Origin of the sequence: Diaphorobacter caeni, assembly GCF_015354245.1 — a bacterium.
Classification (GTDB): Bacteria; Pseudomonadota; Gammaproteobacteria; order Burkholderiales; family Burkholderiaceae_C; genus Diaphorobacter_A; species Diaphorobacter_A caeni.
On record NZ_JADKYZ010000005.1, the window covers coordinates 322,291 to 337,522 of the forward strand.

Genomic DNA, 15,232 nt, shown 5'->3' on the forward strand with positions numbered 1-15,232 from the left:
AACAGTCCATGATGGCCGGCGCGGCCCCAGCCCCGACGTCACCGGCGCCGTCGCATGCTCCCGCACCGCCGCCGCTCGATGCGCCGGCGGTGGTGGAGATCAGGAATCTCTCGACCGTGTTCGGCGAGGGCGCGGACGCCTTCACCGTGCACAAGGACCTGGACCTCACGGTGCGCAAGGGCGAGATCGTCTCGCTCGTGGGCGGCTCGGGTACGGGCAAGACGGTGCTGCTGCGCCACATTCTGGGGCTCACCCGGCCGACGACCGGCGCGGTCACCGTGCTCGGTCATCCGGCGAGCGACCTCACCACCGAGGGGGCGACCAGCCGCGTCGGCATGCTGTTCCAGCACGGGGCGCTGTTCTCGGCGTTCAACGTGCTCGACAACATCGGCTTCGCGCTCAAGGAGCAGGGCACGCTGCCGCAGGACGTGATTCACGACGCGGCGCTGGTCAAGCTGCAGATGGCCGGCCTCAAGCCCGAAGTCGCCACGCGCATGCCTGCCGACCTCTCGGGCGGCATGATCAAGCGCGTGGCACTGGCGCGCGCGCTGATCATGGATCCGCCGCTCCTGCTGCTCGACGAGCCCACGGCCGGGCTCGACCCGAACGGCTCGGACGAGTTCTGCGAGCTGCTCAAGGAACTGCACGCGACGCTCGGACTCACCGTCATCATGGTCACGCACGATCTGGATTCGCTGTTTGCGCTCTCGACCACGGTCGCCGTGCTTGCCGAAAAGCGCGTGATCGTCACCGGCACTCCGGCCGAGGTGGTGCATTTCGACCACCCCTTCATTCACCACTTTTTTCTCGGAGATCGCGGCCGCAGAGCCATGGAGGCGCTGCCTCCTGAGCTGGCTGGATTTCCGGTCAAGGAAAGCTGATGGAAAACAAGTCTCACGCACTGGCTGCGGGCATCTTCGTGATCGTGGTGGCGGCCCTGCTCGCCGGCCTCGGTCTCTGGCTTTCGCGCGACAAGACCGACTACAAGGTCTTCGAGCTCTCGAGCAAGGAAAGCGTCACGGGTCTGCAGCCGCAGGCCGCCGTGCGCTACAAGGGCGTGGCGGTCGGCAAGGTCACCTCGGTCGGCTTTGACCGCGAGGCCACCGGCAACGTGCTGATCCGCATCGCGGTGAACGAGAACGCGCCGATCAGCAACACCACTTTCGCGACGCTCGGCTATCAGGGCGTGACGGGTCTGGCCCATGTGCAGCTCGACGACGCGGATGCGCCCATCGAGCCGATTGCGCCGGGTGAAGACGGCATTCCGCGCCTGCCGCTGCAGTCCTCGCAGTTCAGCCAGATCGCCGAGCAGATTCCCAACATCATGGTGCAGGTGAACGAGGCGACGCGAAAGCTCAACACGTTGCTGGGCGAAGAGAACCAGAAGAATTTCAGCACGGCCATCGCCCAGCTCGGCGAGGCGGCGGGCAATGTGAACGTGCTGGTCAAGCGCCTTGACAACACGGTGGCCACCAAGCTGGATCCGGCGCTCGCCACCATGCCGGTTCTGGCCAAGGACGCACAGCAGACGTTGGCCTCGCTGCGCGCCGCTGGCAACAGCGCCGCGGCGGCCGCCAACGACATCGGCAAGACCGTGCAGGGCCTGAGCCAGGAGGGCGGCCCGGTCAAGGAAATCGCGAGCAGCGCGCAGTCGCTGGCCGCAGCGGCCGATCGCTTCGGCCGCGTGACCCTGCCGCGCCTGAACCGCGCCGCCGAAGAGACGGGCCGCGCCGCGCACCGCCTTGGCCGCACGGCCGACAACATCAGCGACAACCCGCAGTCGCTGATCTACGGCAACGGCAAGGGCTCCGCGGGTCCAGGCGAAGTCGGCTTCGTCGCGCCGGCCCCCACCGCACCAGCGGCGACGAAATGAACCAACGAACGAGGCATCCGCTCATGAACACCGCCATCTTCCCGACGAAGCGTTCCACGAAAGGTCTGGCCGCAGCAGTGCTGATGCTCGGTGTGCTGGCCGTGACTGGTTGCGGCTCGATCCTGCCCACGCCGCCGCAGCGCGCCGATGTGTATGACTTCGGCCCCGGCCTGCAGCAATTGCCTTCCGATCAGGCCGTGCAGAAGCTCACTCTGCCGCCGATCGCGCTGAGCGATTTCAACTCCACCGGCCTGCCTGACGGACGCACGGCGGTGTTCTATCGTCTGGCCTATTCCAACGGCCAACTGCTGCACCCCTACACGCTCGCGCGCTGGAGCCAGACTCCGGCCACGCTGATGCAGCAGGCCGTGCGCGACCGCCTGAGCCCGCAGCGTGCCGTGATCTATGGCGACACCAACATCGACCAGCAGGTCAAGGGCGGCAAGTCGCCGACGGTGCTGCGTGCCGAGGTCGAGGAGTTCAGCCAGGTGTTCAGCTCCGAGCGCGAAAGCGTCGGTCTGGTGCGCGTGCGCGCCTCGCTCGTCGACTCGCTCAAGGCGGGTGACGAACTGGTCGCGCAGCGCCTGTTCGTGGCCCAGCGCCCTGCGGCCTCGCCGAACGCAGCGGGCGGAGCCAAGGCGCTGGCCGATGCGGCGGCGCAGGTGGCGGAAGACATCGCCAAGTGGGTCGAACAATCCGGGCGCTGAACCGAGCCGCCAACGCGATTTGAGTCTTTGTTTTTTGCGTTTTTTGTTTTTTTGAATTGACCTGAAGCCGAGCACCATGAGCCCAGCACAAGACAGCAGCAGCAACCCCCATCACGGCAGCATCGATCTCGCCCACGTCAACGCCACGCTTGGCCACGATGCCCAGGGCCTCGTCGACTGGGCCGTGGGCCTCGGCAAGATCAACATCGTCACCACGAACTTCCGCCCGTTCGAGGCGGTGATTCTGCACATGTGCGCCAAGGCTCAGCCCGACATGCGCGTGATCTGGATGGACAACGGCTACAACACCGAGGCGACGTACCGGTTCGCCGATGAAGTCACCAAGCAACTCGGGCTGAACCTGAGCATCTACCTGCCGCTGCGTTCACGCGCACACCGCGAGGCGGTGGATGGGCCGGTGCCCGCGCTGGATGATCCGCGCCACGAGGCCTTCACCGCCGAGGTGAAACTGGAGCCATTTGCGCGTGCGCTGCGGGAGACGGCGCCGCAGGTCTGGTTCACTGCATTGCGCGCGACGGACACGGCGGTGCGGGCCGCGATGGAGCCGGTGAGCATCAACCCGGATGGGCTGATCAAGGTGGCGCCGCTGCTGCACTGGTCGTCCAAGCAGCTCTATGAATACCTCGTCGAGCATGGTCTGCCCAACAACTTTGACTACGTGGACCCTACCAAGGGGGAAGACAACCGCGAGTGCGGGTTGCATCTTTCGCATTGATTCGCTGTTGTCTTGGGGTGGAGGGCGGAGGCCGGGACTGCCCCCGGCGGGGCAATCACTTTTTGCTCGGCGCGCAAAAAGTAATCAAAAACGCGCTTTGAAGTCCTCCGGCGGAACTCGACTTCGCGCTGCGCGCTCCGCTCGGACAACCGCCGGAAGTCAGATCTGAAGAGGTGTGCTCGGCACTTTGCTGCGCTCGTGCCTCGGTGGGTTTCCTTGATGGATATATGGTTTGTATATGGATCGTATAATTTCTGGATGGGAATCGTCAAAATCTCCGACGATCTGCACGATCAGATCCGTCTTTCCAGCTCAGCCATGAGCCGCTCCATCAACGCACAGGCCGAACATTGGCTGCGCGTGGGGCAGCTGGCGGAGAATCATCCACACCTCAACTACGCGGGCATCTGCGCGCTGTTGCTGGCCCATGCGCGCAAGGCGGACGAAGAGGGGCTGAGCGCCGCCGCAGCGCCAGTGCGTCTGGTGGGGAGCAAGGCATGAGTCGTCGCGGAAAAGTGCGCTCCGTGCCGATTCGGGGTGCGGACGAGATTGACCTGTCGCGCGAGGCGGGGGGGCTGGCGGCGAAGGTGTTGGCGATGCTCACGCCGCATGTGCAGCCTGGCGTGAGCACGGATGATCTCGACAGGTTGTGCCACGACTACATCGTGAACGAGCTGCAGTGCGTGGCCACGAACATCGGCTATGGCGGGTTTCCCAAGACGGTGTGCACGTCGGTGAACCACGTCGTGTGCCACGGCATTCCGTCGGCGACGGAGATCCTCAAGGATGGCGACATCATCAATGTGGATGTGGCGGTGACCACGCCGCGCGGCTGGATCGGTGACACGAGCCGGATGTACTACGTGGGACAGCCGGGCAATCAGGCGAGGCGGCTGGTCGAGACGACGTACGAAGCGCTGCTTGCGGGCATCCGTGCCGTGAAGCCGGGCGCGACGCTGGGCGACATCGGCCATGCGATCCAGAGCATCGCGCAGCGCGAGCGCTTTGGCGTGGTGCGCGAGTACTGCGGTCATGGCATCGGCACGGTCTATCACGATGACCCACAGGTGCTGCACTACGGCGTGCAGGGCCAGGGGCTGGTGCTCGAGCCGGGCATGATCTTCACCATCGAGCCGATGCTCAACGCGGGCAAGGCGGCCACGCGCGAGCTCAGCGACGGCTGGACGGTCATCACCAATGACAAGTCGCTCTCCGCGCAGTGGGAGCACATGGTGGTGGTGACGGAGACAGGGTTTGAAGTGCTCACGCCGTGGCCCGATGGCACGGGCAGCTATCCGGCCATCTAACCCAGGCCGTGCCGGCTCCGAATGCGGTGGCTGATGGAGCCGTCGCTTGCGGCCTGCATGTCGGTGCCGTCAGGCGCTGATGTATATCAAAGTGTATGCACTCTTGGGCTTCTAACCTTCGGCAACACCTGAAACAAATCCATGGCATATGGCGATGCTTGCTTCAGGCTCAACCGAAAAGGAGCTACAAGCAATGAGCACTCTCAGATGGTCCGAGGAGCTGGCGCTGGACCTGCCGATGATGGACGACACGCACAGGGAATTCGTCGAGCTGCTGCAGGCGGTGGACGCGGCGGAGGACGTCGAGCTGATTCCTGTGTGGGAGGACCTGATCACCCATACGGAACATCACTTCGGCCAGGAAGACCGCTGGATGGAGGCGACGCACTTTGCCTCGGGCAACTGCCACAGCGTGCAGCACAAGGTGGTGCTGCAGGTGATGCGCGAGGGGCTGGTGCGTGCGGAAAAGGGCGAACTGTTCGTGCTGCGCGAGATGGGCCGCGAGCTCGCGGTCTGGGTGGTGCAGCACACGCAGATGATGGACGCGGCGCTCGCGCTGCACCTGCGCCGCGTGGGCTACAACCCGCTCACGGGCGAGGTGACCTCTCCGGATCTCCTGCCCAGCGAGCCCATCCATGGCTGCGGCGGCGCGTGCTCCTCGGGTGAGGACGAAGCGCAAGAGCGCGATGAGGCGCACGCCGCTGCCGTTCACTGATCGTCAACGGGCCCGGTCCCGCGTGAGCAGCATGGCCGCCATGTGCCACGAGAGCTGCCGCAGCGCGTTGCGGAACGCGGGTGAGCCGATGCGTCGCCTCGGGGCGTAGGCGGCCGCCAGCACGCGCTGCTTGGCGCGTCGCAGCGACTGCTGGTCGCGCGCGGCAAGCGCCCGGGTCAGGCGGTCGTGGTAGCGCTGCACGCGCTGGACTTCGTCATGCGACAGCGATGGGCCGCTGCACTCGGGGCGGGCGAGGGTGATCATGCTGCGGCTCCTTCGTGTGGCTTGTTGATGTTGCTGTTGTTGTTGCCGCTTCCGTTGTTGCGCGCCGTGAGCTCGTACCAGTTCACCTTGCGCGTCAGCACCATCACCGCACCCAGCACCACGAACAGCGCGATCGCACCGACGACGAGCGCGGTCTGCTCGAGTTGCAGCAGCACATAGAGCATGCCGTAGAGCAGCGCGATGCCGAGACCGAACGGAAAGCCCATTTTCCAGCCCCCGAGGATGTGGCTCGCGTAGTAGCCCAGCAGCAGCACGCAGGCCCCCGAGGCCATCGCGTACGACAGGCCAAACGACAGGTGCTCGGAAAGGCTCACCAGCAGCAGGAAGAAGCTGCACAACGCGGCGCCGACGAGCAGGTACTGCACCGGGTGCACGCGCAGCTTTTTCATCAGCTCGAACAGACCCACGGCGACGAAGGTGAGGGCGATGAACAGCACGCCGTATTTGATCGCCCGGTCGGACAGCGAATAGGGGTTCACCGGATCGACGAAGGAGACGCTGAAGCTGTCGGCGCAGCCCGGGGCGGGCTGGGTTGGAATCGTCGAGACCTCGTTGGCTGCGACAGCGGCCTCTTGGGGACTGTAGGTGCGTGCGCCGTACTGGTCTTCCGGATCCGCTCCCGCATTGCAGACGCGACGACCGAGGCGCACGTCCTGCTGCGCGGTGGTGGCGAGGGACGACACGCGCCAGTTGGCCTGGAAGCCCTCGTCGCTCACGTCCCGCTCGGACGGAAGAAACCGGCCCGCGAACGAGGGGTGCGGCCAGCCGCTCTGCATCTGCACGTCGTTGTTGCCCGCGATCGGCACGAAGGAGACGTTCCGCGTGCCCACCAGTTCGAGGTCGAGCGAGACGTTCACGGGGTCCTTGTCGCTGCGGATGGAATCGGGCAGCGAGGCATGTAGGCCGCGCGTGTAGATCGGGTGGAAGGTGCCGGGCTTGAGCGAAACGCTCTTGCCGTCGAGTTCCATCTGCGCGGTGCGGATGCCGCGCGCGTCGCCCACGCCCATCATCAGGATCGGCGCGCCGCACTGCATGCGCGACTCTTTCATCGAACGCTGGGGCTGCAGCTGCGCCAGGCCCGGCCATTCGGCGGTCACGTGGGCCTTGAGCGTGTACGCGTTCACCTTGTGCAGGCCGCGTGCGCGCTCCTCCATCACCGCGCCGGTGCGCACCTTGAGGTTCTCCGGCAGGGCCGTGAGCATGAACTCGCGGCGATGCTCCTGCACGCTGCGGTCCTTGCCGGTGCCGCTGACCACATCCCAGCTCTCGACGCAGGAACTGTGGATGATCGGGCCAACGAGCGTCTGCGAACCCGCGAGGCTCTGCACCACGCTGCGCTCGGTTTCACTGCGGTAGTACTGGCGGTCGCGCACCACGCCTTCGATCATCGACAGACCGAACATCAACAGCACGATGACGAGCAGCAGCGCCGTCAGTTTGGTGAGGAGGGGGAATCTCAAGATATGGCTCCATGATGGGTGTTTCATGGAGCGCAGTTTTTGCGCGTGGCGTGATGACGAAATGAAGTTTGTGAAGCGAGGGTGAAGTCACTCTCTCAATCACGGATCAGTGACCAGTGACCAGTGACCAGTGACCAGTGACCAGTGATCAGTGAGGCGTCGCGCTTCCTGCAGCGCATGAAACTGGCGCGGCCCCAAGCGACTCAGGGGGCGTATTTGGTCAATGCCCGAATTGCAGGCGGATGCGGAAGCCCGGATGCAGGTTGCTGAGCTGCCAGTCGCCGCCATGCAGGTCGAGCACGCGGCGCACGATGGCGAGGCCGAGACCCGAGCCGCTGCGCGTGCCGTCGGGCCGCGCGGTGGTGAAGAAGCGCTCGCCCAGGCGCGGCAGCGCGTACTCGGGCACGCCGGAACCTTCGTCGCTGACGCTGACGTGGTTGCCCTGCACCTCGATGCGCACGGTGCCGCCTTCGGGCGAAAAGTCGATGGCGTTGTCGATCAGGTTGCCGATGGCAAGGGTGACGAGATCGGCCTCCCACGGGCCGCTCGCGCCTGCGCCTGAAAGAACCAGTTGAACACGGCGCTGACGTGCGCGGGCCGAGCATTGCGCGAGCGCGTGCTCGGCGCAGCCATGCAGGGACACGGGTTTGGCCGGATCGGCGTGCTGGCGCTGCTCGAGCTTGCTGAGCTCCAGCAGCCGGTCGATCAGGCGCTGCAGACGCTCGCTCTGCTCGACCACCTGCGCCGCGAACTGTTCGCGGTCGGCTGGCGGCAGATCGTCCTGCAGCAGCTCGCCCGCGCCGCGAATGGCGGCCACGGGGCTCTTGAGCTCGTGCGTGAGCGCGCGCACATAGCCCTCGATGTAGTCGCGCCCTTCAAGCCGCTCGCGCATGTGGTCCATGGCGCGCGCGAGATCGCCCAGTTCGCCCGGCACTTCGGGCACGGGCGGCGTGGCGCTCGAGGTGCTGGTGGGCGCCTGCACGCTCAGCGCGTAGTCGCGCAGCCGCCGCACGTGCCAGACGATCCACAGCGTGATCGCGATGCCGACCAGCGCCGAGAGCGAGAGCAGCAGCACGCCGCCCTTGAGCACCTTGCGCTCGGCGCGCTCGATGAAGCGCTGCACCGTGCGCGTGGGCTTGGCGACGGTGAGCGCGCCGATGATCCGGTCGTTGACGAGAATCGGCGCGGCCACGTACATCACGCCGCTCGAATCGTCGTCCGCCACGTCGCGCGAGGCGCGGGCGCCGTACTGGCCCTTCAGCGTGAGCGCCACGTCGCGCCAGCGCGAGTAGTCCATGCCTTCGGCGCGGCCCTCGCTGTCGAAGATCACGTGGCCGGTCGCGTCCACCACGTAGATGCGGTAGTCCAGCGACTGCTTGGAGAGCCCCCAGATGCTCGCGTCCACCGGCCGCATCGCATAGCGCTTGACGCTGCGCGCGAACGTGCTGTCCTGCGTGCGCAGATTGGCGAGGCTCATGTGCCCGCTCGCCACTTCTTCGCTCGCGAGTTCGGCGAGGATGTTGGCGGTGTCCACCATCATGTCTTCCATCACTTCGCGCACGCTCGGCTTGATCTCGGCGGTGAACACCCGCAGCACGAAGAACGCGGCGATGCCGTTGATCAGAAAGAAAGCGAACAGCAGGCGCAGGCCGAGGCGCATGGCGGATCAGCCCTTGGGCACTTCGAGCGAATAGCCCATGCCGCGATGCGTGCTGATGTAGTCGCAGCTCGCGTCCACCGCGCGCAGCTTGGCGCGCAGGGTCTTGATGTGGGTGTCGATGGTGCGGTCGGTGCTCTCGCTGTCGTCGCCCCAGGCGGCGGTGAGCAGGTGGTCGCGCGAGTGGATGCGGCCGGCTCCGGCGAGCAGCGTGGACAGCAGCCGGTATTCGCGCCGGGTGAGCGCCAGCGGCTGACCGTTGAAGCGCATGCGCTGGCCGACCGCGTCGTCATGGAACGGGCCGCGCCCGTCCGGCTGCGGCGCGGATGCGGGCGGAATCGGCGCGGCGCGGCGCAGCAGGCCCTTCACGCGGGCCGCAAGTTCGCGCGGGCTGAACGGTTTGGCGACATAGTCGTCGGCGCCGAGTTCGAGGCCGAGCACGCGGTCGATCTCTTCGCCATGGGCGCTCAGCACCAGCACCGGCGTCGACTGGTGCTGCGGGTGCTGGCGCAGCTCGCGCAGCAGTTCGAGACCGTTGCCGTCGGGCAGGCCGACGTCGAGGATCAGCGCATCGAAGCGCGTGGCGACGAGCTGCGCGCGCGCGTCGCCCAGCAGCAGGCTGTGGCTGACCTGCAGGCCTTCGCGCTCCAGCGTGTAGATCACGGTGCGGGCAATCGCGGGATCGTCTTCGACGAGGAGGAGTCGTGCGGGCATGCGGCGGTTCAATCTTGCTTCACAGCGGCGGGTAGCGGGTGGTCAGAATCGGGAACAGCTTCTGCAGACCGACGGCCATGACCTCCACGGCCAGCGCGGCGAGGATCAGGCCCATGAGTCGCGTCATCACGTTGATGCCGGTCTTGCCGAGCACGCGCGAGATCGGCTCGGCGAGCGAGAAGCAGACCCACACCGCGCCCGCGAGCACCAGGCCGTAGCCGAGCAGCACCACATGCTGCCAGATGGTGTGCGCCTGATTGGCGTAGATCACCACGGTGGACATGGCGGCCGGGCCGGTCAGCAGCGGGATCGTCAGCGGCACGACGGCGATGCTGTTGCCCATGGCGGCCTTTTCGGCGCCGGCTTCCAGCGTCTCGCTGTTCGGCTTGTCTTCGGCAGGGCGCGCGTTGAGCATGTTGATCGCGCTGATCAAAAGCAGCATGCCGCCGCCGACCTGGAAGCTCTGCAGCGAGATGTTGAAAAAATCGAGCACCTGCAGGCCCAGCAGCGCACAGCCCGAGATCACGAGGAACGTGCTGAACGCGGCGGTGCGCACCGTCTGGCGTTTCTGCTCGTCGCTGAAGCCCTGCGTGTAGTGGATGAAGAACGGCACGATGGCCAGCGGATTGACGATGGCCAGCAGCGAGATGAGCGGTTTCAGATCCATCAGCGGCCCCCGGAGATTTCGAGGAAGGACATGGTGGTGAAAGGCGAGGCGTCGGACATCAGCCAGACGATGCTCTCGGCCACTTCCTCGGGCGTGCCGCCGCGCCCCATGGGAACGCCGGGAATCAGGTCGTTCACCCGGTTGGGGCGACCGCCGCTCGCATGGATCTCGGTCTCGATGAAGCCGGGGCGCACGGCGTTCACGCGAATGCCCTCGGCGGCCACTTCCTTGGCAAGGCCGATGGTCATCACGTCGATGGCGCCCTTGGCGGCCGCATAGTCGACATATTCATGGGGAGAGCCGAGACGCGACGCGGCGCTCGAGACGTTGACGATGCTGCCGCCTTCGCCGCCGTATTGGGTGCTCATGCGGCGCACCGCCTCGCGCGCGCAGTAGAAGCTGCCCAGCACGTTGATGCTGAACATGCGGCGCAGGCGGTCGCCGAGCATCTGGTCGACGCGCGAGGCGTGGTCCACCACGCCCGCGTTGTTGACCAGCGCGGTGATGCGGCCGAGTTCGTGGTCGAGCGTGTCGAACATGGTGATCACGTCGGCCTCGACCGAGACGTCGGCCTGGATGGTGATGGCCGTACCGCCCGCGCCGCGGATCTTGCGGGCGAGGTCTTCGGCCGCGTGGGCATGGCGCACGTAGTTGATCGCCACGGCCCAGCCCTGGCTTGCCGCGAGCAACGCCGTTGCCGCTCCAATGCCGCGACTGCCGCCAGTGATGAGTGCGATCTTGTTCAAAGCAAGTCTCCGTTTATGCCAATATCGGTTCCGCCAGATTGTCGTCAAATCCCAAGGGCTGGCGCATCTGCTGCATGCTTGTGCGGTCGCATGTGTGGTTTTATCGACTCACGCGCATCGCCCCCCTATTTTTCAATCATCCGGAGACTTGCCAAATGGGCGCTTTCACCAATCTCACGTCAGCCGATGGCTTTACCGCTCCAGCCTACGTCGCCAAGCCCGAGGGCGCGCCGCGCGGGGCGCTGGTGGTGCTGCAGGAAATCTTCGGCGTGAACTCGCACATCCGCTCGGTTGCCGACCGCTGGGCCGCGCGCGGCTATCTGGTGGTCGCGCCGGCCACCTTCACCCGCGTGCAGAAGGACGTGGAACTGGGCTATACCGGCGACGACATGAAGGCCGGCATGGACCTCAAGGCCCGTACCGAGGCGCTTCCGGCACCGGGCGTGATGCCTGACATTCAGGCCGCCATTGACTACGCCGCCAAGGAATCGGGCGGCAAGAAGGTCGGCCTCTTCGGCTTCTGCTGGGGCGGCCTGCTGACGTGGCGCGCGGCGGCCACGTTGAACGGCCTTTCGGCAGCCGTGCCCTACTACGGCGGCGGAGTGACCACTCCCGCCGAAATCGCCCGCCAGCCCAAGGTGCCGCTGCTTGCGCACTTTGGCGACAAGGATGCGCACATTTCGGTGGGCAGCGTGAAGGCGCTCGAGCAGGCGCACCCCGAGATCGAGGTGCATCTGTACGCGGCCGACCACGGTTTCAATTGCGATCAACGCGGCTCGTTCGATGCGGCGGCGTCGAAGCTGGCCGACGAGCGCACGCAGGCGTTCTTCGCCAAGCACGTTGGCTGAAGCGCTTTCGCGTCGGCAGGCACGGCGCCGCCCGTTCAGCCTTGTCCGGTGCGTGCCAGATAGCGCTTGCGCCAGAACAGCAGCGTGAGCCCGAGGGCGATCAGCGCCATGGTGCTGATCGCCCACCAGAAGCCCTGTTTGACGTGCAGGAACGGGATGAACTCGAAGTTCATGCCGAAGATGCCCGCGATCAGGTTCAGCGGCAGGAACACGGCGGTCAGCGCGGTGAGCGTGCGCATGATGTCGTTGGTGCGGTTGCTCTGCAGCGAAAAATGCATCTGCACGGCCGTCTCCGCGCTTTGCTCGAGGCGGCGCACGTGGTGGACCACGCGCTCGATGTGCTCCAGCACGTCCCGGCTGCGGACCTTGAGCAGCTCGACTTCGCGCACGGCCACGGAGGTTTCCGGCACCGGCCAGCCTTCCAGAGCGTCGATCCAGTCCTGCACGGCGGTGCGCTGGTCTTCGCAGATTTCGTCGAGCTGGTGCAATGCCAGACGCGATTCGAGCAGCGCGGTCCAGTTGATGCCCCGGGCCCTCGGGCGCAGCAGCTCGACCTGCCAGTGATCGAGCTGGCGCGAGAGTTCGCGGCGCAGGTCGAGATACCCGTCGACGATGAGATTCACCACGCGCAGCATGACGTCGGCGGGGCTGGTGGGCATGCGCGGCGCGGTGATCGGGCCGGCGCGCAGGTCGCGCTGCCGGGTTTCCTGCGGCAGGTTGCTGATGGGGGCGTCGGCCACGGGCGGCGGCGCTGTTCCATTGGCCACGCCATTCGTCTGGAGTGCCAGCAGCCGCGTCGCATAGGCGTCGCGCACCGTGCAGTCGTCCGGATGCACCGAGAACAGCAGCTGATCGAAAACGACGAAGCCCACGGCGCTGGTGCGGATGCGGCGCAGCGCCGGCGTGGCGGGGCCGGGTGTTTCGCCCTGCCGGTCGTGAGGATCGGCCGGGACGGCGGTCGTCTGCTTGCTGTTCATCGCCAGCCGCCGGAACACCAGCATGTCGTACTGCGAGGTGTAGTCGTAGTGGGAGGGGAGCTGCGCGTTGAGCAGGTCGGAGACGTGCAGATCCACGATCTGTTGTCCGGTGACGGCCTGCACCGTGGTCTGGGCGCGCTGCAGGTGTTCGCTCAGAAAGCTGCGCGTGCAGGCGATCCAGAAGAATCCGCCCTCCGGCGCTGCGGTCGGCAACTCGAAAAGCTCGTGCGCGGGCATGCCGGGACGGACATGGAAAACGCGGAAGGCTGCGGGATTCTGTTCAGACAACGGGGGCTCCGGCAATAAATGCGCAGCCCCCATTGTGGCCCGGGAAGGCGCTGAGAGCGTGTGGAGATCGACAACACGCCTGAAGACCGTGTTGACTCAGGCGCTCTTCATCAGCTTCGCGGCGTCAATCGCGAAATAGGTCAGGACGCCGTCTGCACCGGCGCGCTTGAAGGCCAGCAGCGCTTCCATCATCACCTTGTCGTGGTCCAGCCAGCCGTTGGCGGCGGCGGCCTTGATCATGGCGTATTCGCCGCTGACCTGGTAGGCGAAGGTGGGCACGTGGAATTCGTCCTTGACGCGGCGAACGATGTCCAGATACGGCATGCCGGGCTTGACCATCACCATGTCCGCACCTTCGGCCAGATCGATTGCCACCTCGCGCAGCGCCTCGTCGGAGTTGCCGGGGTCCATCTGGTAGACGTTCTTGTCGGCTTTGCCCAGCGCGCCGCGCGTGTTCACCGCGTCGCGGAACGGGCCGTAGAACGCGCTTGCGTACTTGGCGCTGTAGGCCATGATGCGGGTGTGGATGTGGCCATGCGACTCGAGCGCCTCGCGGATCGCGCCGATGCGGCCGTCCATCATGTCGCTGGGCGCGACGATGTCCACGCCCGCGTCGGCGTGCGCCAGCGCCTGGCCGACGAGGATCTCGACCGTGTCGTCGTTGATGATGTAGCCGGTTTCGTCCAGCAGACCGTCCTGGCCGTGGCTGGTGTAGGGGTCGAGCGCCACGTCGGTGAGCACGCCCAGATCGGGGAACTCAGCCTTCAGCTTGCGCACCACGCGCGGAATCAGGCCGTCGGGGTTCAGCGCTTCCTTGCCGTCGGGCGTCTTGAGTTCCGGCTCGATCGAGGGAAACAGCGACAGCACCGGAATCCCGAGCTTCACGCACTCCTCGGCCACGGGCAGAAGCAGATCCAGGCTCAGGCGATCCACTCCCGGCATGGACGGCACAGCCACGCGCTTGTTCGTGCCCTCATGCACGAACACCGGATAGATCAGATCATGCGGCGAAAGCGCGTTCTCGCGCACCAGGTTGCGGGTGAAGGCGTCGCGGCGCAGACGGCGCGGACGGTTGATCGGAAATGGAGTCGGATTGGAGAGATGCATGCCGAAATTGTGCTCCACATTGAGTAGAGGGTGTCGGCACGATGTTTTGACCTGTGGAAAGCAGCACTCAAAACAAAGGCAAAAGAGGGCTTCTTCTCCCGCATTCAACCGCAGACCAATGAAGCGAGCTGAGCTCTCTGGTCCATACCAATACGCCAAAGGCAAGACCAGCCATCGAAGCCCAAAGCCTCGCACAACAAAAGCGAAAACAAAAAAATGGCGTCCCCAAGCAATTGGGGACGCCAAAGGAGTCACTACCTCGCTCAATCCAATCCGTAGAAATCGAAACAGGGCTGTAGTGCTGTGCAACGGTTTCGGCACATTCCCGGTCAGGAATGCGCCGCAATCAAATTCCGGTCAGTTCGGCGTTTTTACTTCTTGCCGTCCAGACGATCCTGCATGCGCTTGGCGCGTGCTTCGGATGGTGGGTGCGAGCTCATGATGGAGCTGGCGCCGCTGCTGCCGCCGCTCAGCTTGGCCAGCTTCTGGAAGGCGGTCACGAGGCCTTGGCGGTTCATCTTCTTTTCGGTCAGCAGGTCGAACGAGTAATCATCAGCCGCCGATTCCTGCGATTGCGAGAACTGGGCGTTGATGACCTTTTCGGCCAGATCACCCGCCTGCGAGCGCGACAGCGCCGCCACGGCACCGCCCGAGCTGGCGGCGATGGTGCGGGCCGCCGACGCGGCGTAGGCGGTCTGCATGCGGGCCTTGCTGTGGCCGAGGCCGACGTGGCCGATTTCGTGGCCGATCACGCCGCGCAGTTCGTCGTCGTTCATCAGGTCCATCAGACCGCTGTAGACGCGGATGCAGCCGTTGGCCATGGCCCAGGCGTTCACGTCGTTGGTCATGTAGACTTTGTAGACGGCCTTCTTGCCATTGATGGTGCCGGGCATGCCCGAGATCACCTTATTCAGGCGCTGGGTGTACTTGCTGCCGGCGGGCGCGATCTGGCTCTTCGCGTCCATGGCTTCACACGACTCGTTGGAGAGCGTGACGATGTCGGAATCCGACAGGCTCATGGCCTTCATGGCCGACGAGCCGCCTTCGATCATGCCGCCGAGGTTGCCCGAACTCAGGGTGTCGCAACCCGTGAGAGCCAGACCGCTGGTCAGTGCCAGTGCTGTGATCAAACGTTTTTTCATCTG

Annotated in this window: 17 protein-coding genes; 8 read left to right on the forward strand and 9 right to left on the reverse strand. The window is 65.6% G+C overall.

Features of this window, described 5'->3' with window-relative positions; all coding sequences use genetic code 11:
* The first annotated feature begins 8 nt into the window (after positions 1-8).
* The 7 genes from ISG32_RS14700 to ISG32_RS14730 all read left to right on the forward strand — a co-directional run bounded on the left by ISG32_RS14700 (position 9) and on the right by ISG32_RS14730 (position 5,338).
* Complete coding sequence (locus ISG32_RS14700; RefSeq protein WP_407645064.1) at positions 9-881, forward strand: ABC transporter ATP-binding protein; 873 nt, start codon at positions 9-11, stop codon at positions 879-881.
* Positions 881-1,873 (forward strand): MlaD family protein, encoded by a 993-nt coding sequence (locus tag ISG32_RS14705; RefSeq protein ID WP_194771773.1) that lies wholly within the window; start codon positions 881-883, stop codon positions 1,871-1,873. The genes ISG32_RS14700 and ISG32_RS14705 overlap by 1 nt, the downstream gene beginning before the upstream one ends.
* 23 nt (positions 1,874-1,896) lie before the next feature.
* Positions 1,897-2,580: an ABC-type transport auxiliary lipoprotein family protein gene (locus ISG32_RS14710; protein WP_228529828.1), complete on the forward strand. Its 684-nt coding sequence runs from the start codon at positions 1,897-1,899 to the stop codon at positions 2,578-2,580.
* Between the two features lie 76 nt (positions 2,581-2,656).
* Complete coding sequence (locus ISG32_RS14715) at positions 2,657-3,316, forward strand: phosphoadenosine phosphosulfate reductase domain-containing protein (RefSeq protein WP_194771774.1); 660 nt, start codon at positions 2,657-2,659, stop codon at positions 3,314-3,316.
* A 258-nt stretch (positions 3,317-3,574) separates the two neighbouring features.
* Positions 3,575-3,817: a ParD-like family protein gene (locus ISG32_RS14720; protein ID WP_194771775.1), complete on the forward strand. Its 243-nt coding sequence runs from the start codon at positions 3,575-3,577 to the stop codon at positions 3,815-3,817.
* Entirely contained in the window at positions 3,814-4,623 is an 810-nt protein-coding gene (gene map, locus ISG32_RS14725) for a type I methionyl aminopeptidase (protein ID WP_194771776.1), read from the forward strand. Before ISG32_RS14720 ends, map begins: the two co-directional genes overlap by 4 nt.
* Positions 4,624-4,816: 193 nt before the next feature.
* Entirely contained in the window at positions 4,817-5,338 is a 522-nt protein-coding gene (locus tag ISG32_RS14730) for a hemerythrin domain-containing protein (RefSeq protein ID WP_194771777.1), read from the forward strand.
* A 3-nt stretch (positions 5,339-5,341) separates the two neighbouring features.
* Here ISG32_RS14730 and ISG32_RS14735 read toward each other — a convergent pair whose 3' ends face one another.
* The 6 genes from ISG32_RS14735 to ISG32_RS14760 all read right to left on the reverse strand — a co-directional run bounded on the left by ISG32_RS14735 (position 5,342) and on the right by ISG32_RS14760 (position 10,867).
* On the reverse strand, positions 5,342-5,602 hold the full coding sequence (locus ISG32_RS14735; RefSeq protein ID WP_228529829.1) for a hypothetical protein: 261 nt from the start codon (positions 5,600-5,602) through the stop codon (positions 5,342-5,344).
* Positions 5,599-7,083, reverse strand: a complete 1,485-nt coding sequence (gene creD / locus ISG32_RS14740) for a cell envelope integrity protein CreD (protein ID WP_194771778.1) — start codon at positions 7,081-7,083, stop codon at positions 5,599-5,601. The genes ISG32_RS14735 and creD overlap by 4 nt, the downstream gene beginning before the upstream one ends.
* 220 nt (positions 7,084-7,303) lie before the next feature.
* Entirely contained in the window at positions 7,304-8,743 is a 1,440-nt protein-coding gene (gene creC, locus ISG32_RS14745) for a two-component system sensor histidine kinase CreC (RefSeq protein ID WP_194771779.1), read from the reverse strand.
* A gap of 6 nt (positions 8,744-8,749) precedes the next feature.
* Complete coding sequence (locus ISG32_RS14750) at positions 8,750-9,454, reverse strand: response regulator (protein ID WP_194771780.1); 705 nt, start codon at positions 9,452-9,454, stop codon at positions 8,750-8,752.
* A gap of 19 nt (positions 9,455-9,473) precedes the next feature.
* Positions 9,474-10,121 (reverse strand): MarC family protein, encoded by a 648-nt coding sequence (locus tag ISG32_RS14755; RefSeq protein ID WP_194771781.1) that lies wholly within the window; start codon positions 10,119-10,121, stop codon positions 9,474-9,476.
* The gene (locus ISG32_RS14760; protein ID WP_194771782.1) at positions 10,121-10,867 is read right to left on the reverse strand and encodes an SDR family oxidoreductase; all 747 of its coding nucleotides are present in this window, start codon (positions 10,865-10,867) and stop codon (positions 10,121-10,123) included. Before ISG32_RS14760 ends, ISG32_RS14755 begins: the two co-directional genes overlap by 1 nt.
* A gap of 155 nt (positions 10,868-11,022) precedes the next feature.
* On the opposite strand from ISG32_RS14760, the gene ISG32_RS14765 reads away from it, so the two are divergent.
* On the forward strand, positions 11,023-11,715 hold the full coding sequence (locus ISG32_RS14765) for a dienelactone hydrolase family protein (RefSeq protein ID WP_194771783.1): 693 nt from the start codon (positions 11,023-11,025) through the stop codon (positions 11,713-11,715).
* 35 nt (positions 11,716-11,750) lie between these two features.
* Here ISG32_RS14765 and ISG32_RS14770 read toward each other — a convergent pair whose 3' ends face one another.
* The 3 genes from ISG32_RS14770 to loiP all read right to left on the reverse strand — a co-directional run bounded on the left by ISG32_RS14770 (position 11,751) and on the right by loiP (position 15,229).
* Positions 11,751-13,013 carry a magnesium transporter CorA family protein gene (locus ISG32_RS14770; RefSeq protein WP_194771784.1) on the reverse strand — a complete coding sequence of 421 codons (1,263 nt, stop codon included), beginning with the start codon at positions 13,011-13,013 and terminating at the stop codon, positions 11,751-11,753.
* 63 nt (positions 13,014-13,076) lie between these two features.
* A complete protein-coding gene (hemB, locus tag ISG32_RS14775; RefSeq protein ID WP_194771785.1) occupies positions 13,077-14,087 on the reverse strand; it encodes a porphobilinogen synthase in 1,011 nt (336 codons plus the stop codon).
* 371 nt (positions 14,088-14,458) lie between these two features.
* Positions 14,459-15,229, reverse strand: a complete 771-nt coding sequence (gene loiP / locus ISG32_RS14780; RefSeq protein ID WP_194771786.1) for a metalloprotease LoiP — start codon at positions 15,227-15,229, stop codon at positions 14,459-14,461.
* Between the last annotated feature and the right edge of the window lie 3 nt (positions 15,230-15,232).

Excerpts from the sequence above, each read along its gene's own strand:
- ISG32_RS14765 (WP_194771783.1), top strand. The coding sequence starts at position 11,023 with ATGGGCGCTTTCACCAATCTCACGTCAGCCGATGGCTTTACCGCTCCA.
- ISG32_RS14700 (WP_407645064.1), top strand. The coding sequence starts at position 9 with ATGATGGCCGGCGCGGCCCCAGCCCCGACGTCACCGGCGCCGTCGCAT.
- ISG32_RS14750 (WP_194771780.1), bottom strand. The coding sequence starts at position 9,454 with ATGCCCGCACGACTCCTCCTCGTCGAAGACGATCCCGCGATTGCCCGC.
- creC (WP_194771779.1), bottom strand. The coding sequence starts at position 8,743 with ATGCGCCTCGGCCTGCGCCTGCTGTTCGCTTTCTTTCTGATCAACGGC.
- ISG32_RS14730 (WP_194771777.1), top strand. The coding sequence starts at position 4,817 with ATGAGCACTCTCAGATGGTCCGAGGAGCTGGCGCTGGACCTGCCGATG.
- loiP (WP_194771786.1), bottom strand. The coding sequence starts at position 15,229 with ATGAAAAAACGTTTGATCACAGCACTGGCACTGACCAGCGGTCTGGCT.
- ISG32_RS14755 (WP_194771781.1), bottom strand. The coding sequence starts at position 10,121 with ATGGATCTGAAACCGCTCATCTCGCTGCTGGCCATCGTCAATCCGCTG.
- hemB (WP_194771785.1), bottom strand. The coding sequence starts at position 14,087 with ATGCATCTCTCCAATCCGACTCCATTTCCGATCAACCGTCCGCGCCGT.
- ISG32_RS14715 (WP_194771774.1), top strand. The coding sequence starts at position 2,657 with ATGAGCCCAGCACAAGACAGCAGCAGCAACCCCCATCACGGCAGCATC.
- ISG32_RS14770 (WP_194771784.1), bottom strand. The coding sequence starts at position 13,013 with ATGGGGGCTGCGCATTTATTGCCGGAGCCCCCGTTGTCTGAACAGAAT.
- ISG32_RS14710 (WP_228529828.1), top strand. The coding sequence starts at position 1,897 with ATGAACACCGCCATCTTCCCGACGAAGCGTTCCACGAAAGGTCTGGCC.
- map (WP_194771776.1), top strand. The coding sequence starts at position 3,814 with ATGAGTCGTCGCGGAAAAGTGCGCTCCGTGCCGATTCGGGGTGCGGAC.
- ISG32_RS14720 (WP_194771775.1), top strand. The coding sequence starts at position 3,575 with ATGGGAATCGTCAAAATCTCCGACGATCTGCACGATCAGATCCGTCTT.
- ISG32_RS14735 (WP_228529829.1), bottom strand. The coding sequence starts at position 5,602 with ATGATCACCCTCGCCCGCCCCGAGTGCAGCGGCCCATCGCTGTCGCAT.
- ISG32_RS14705 (WP_194771773.1), top strand. The coding sequence starts at position 881 with ATGGAAAACAAGTCTCACGCACTGGCTGCGGGCATCTTCGTGATCGTG.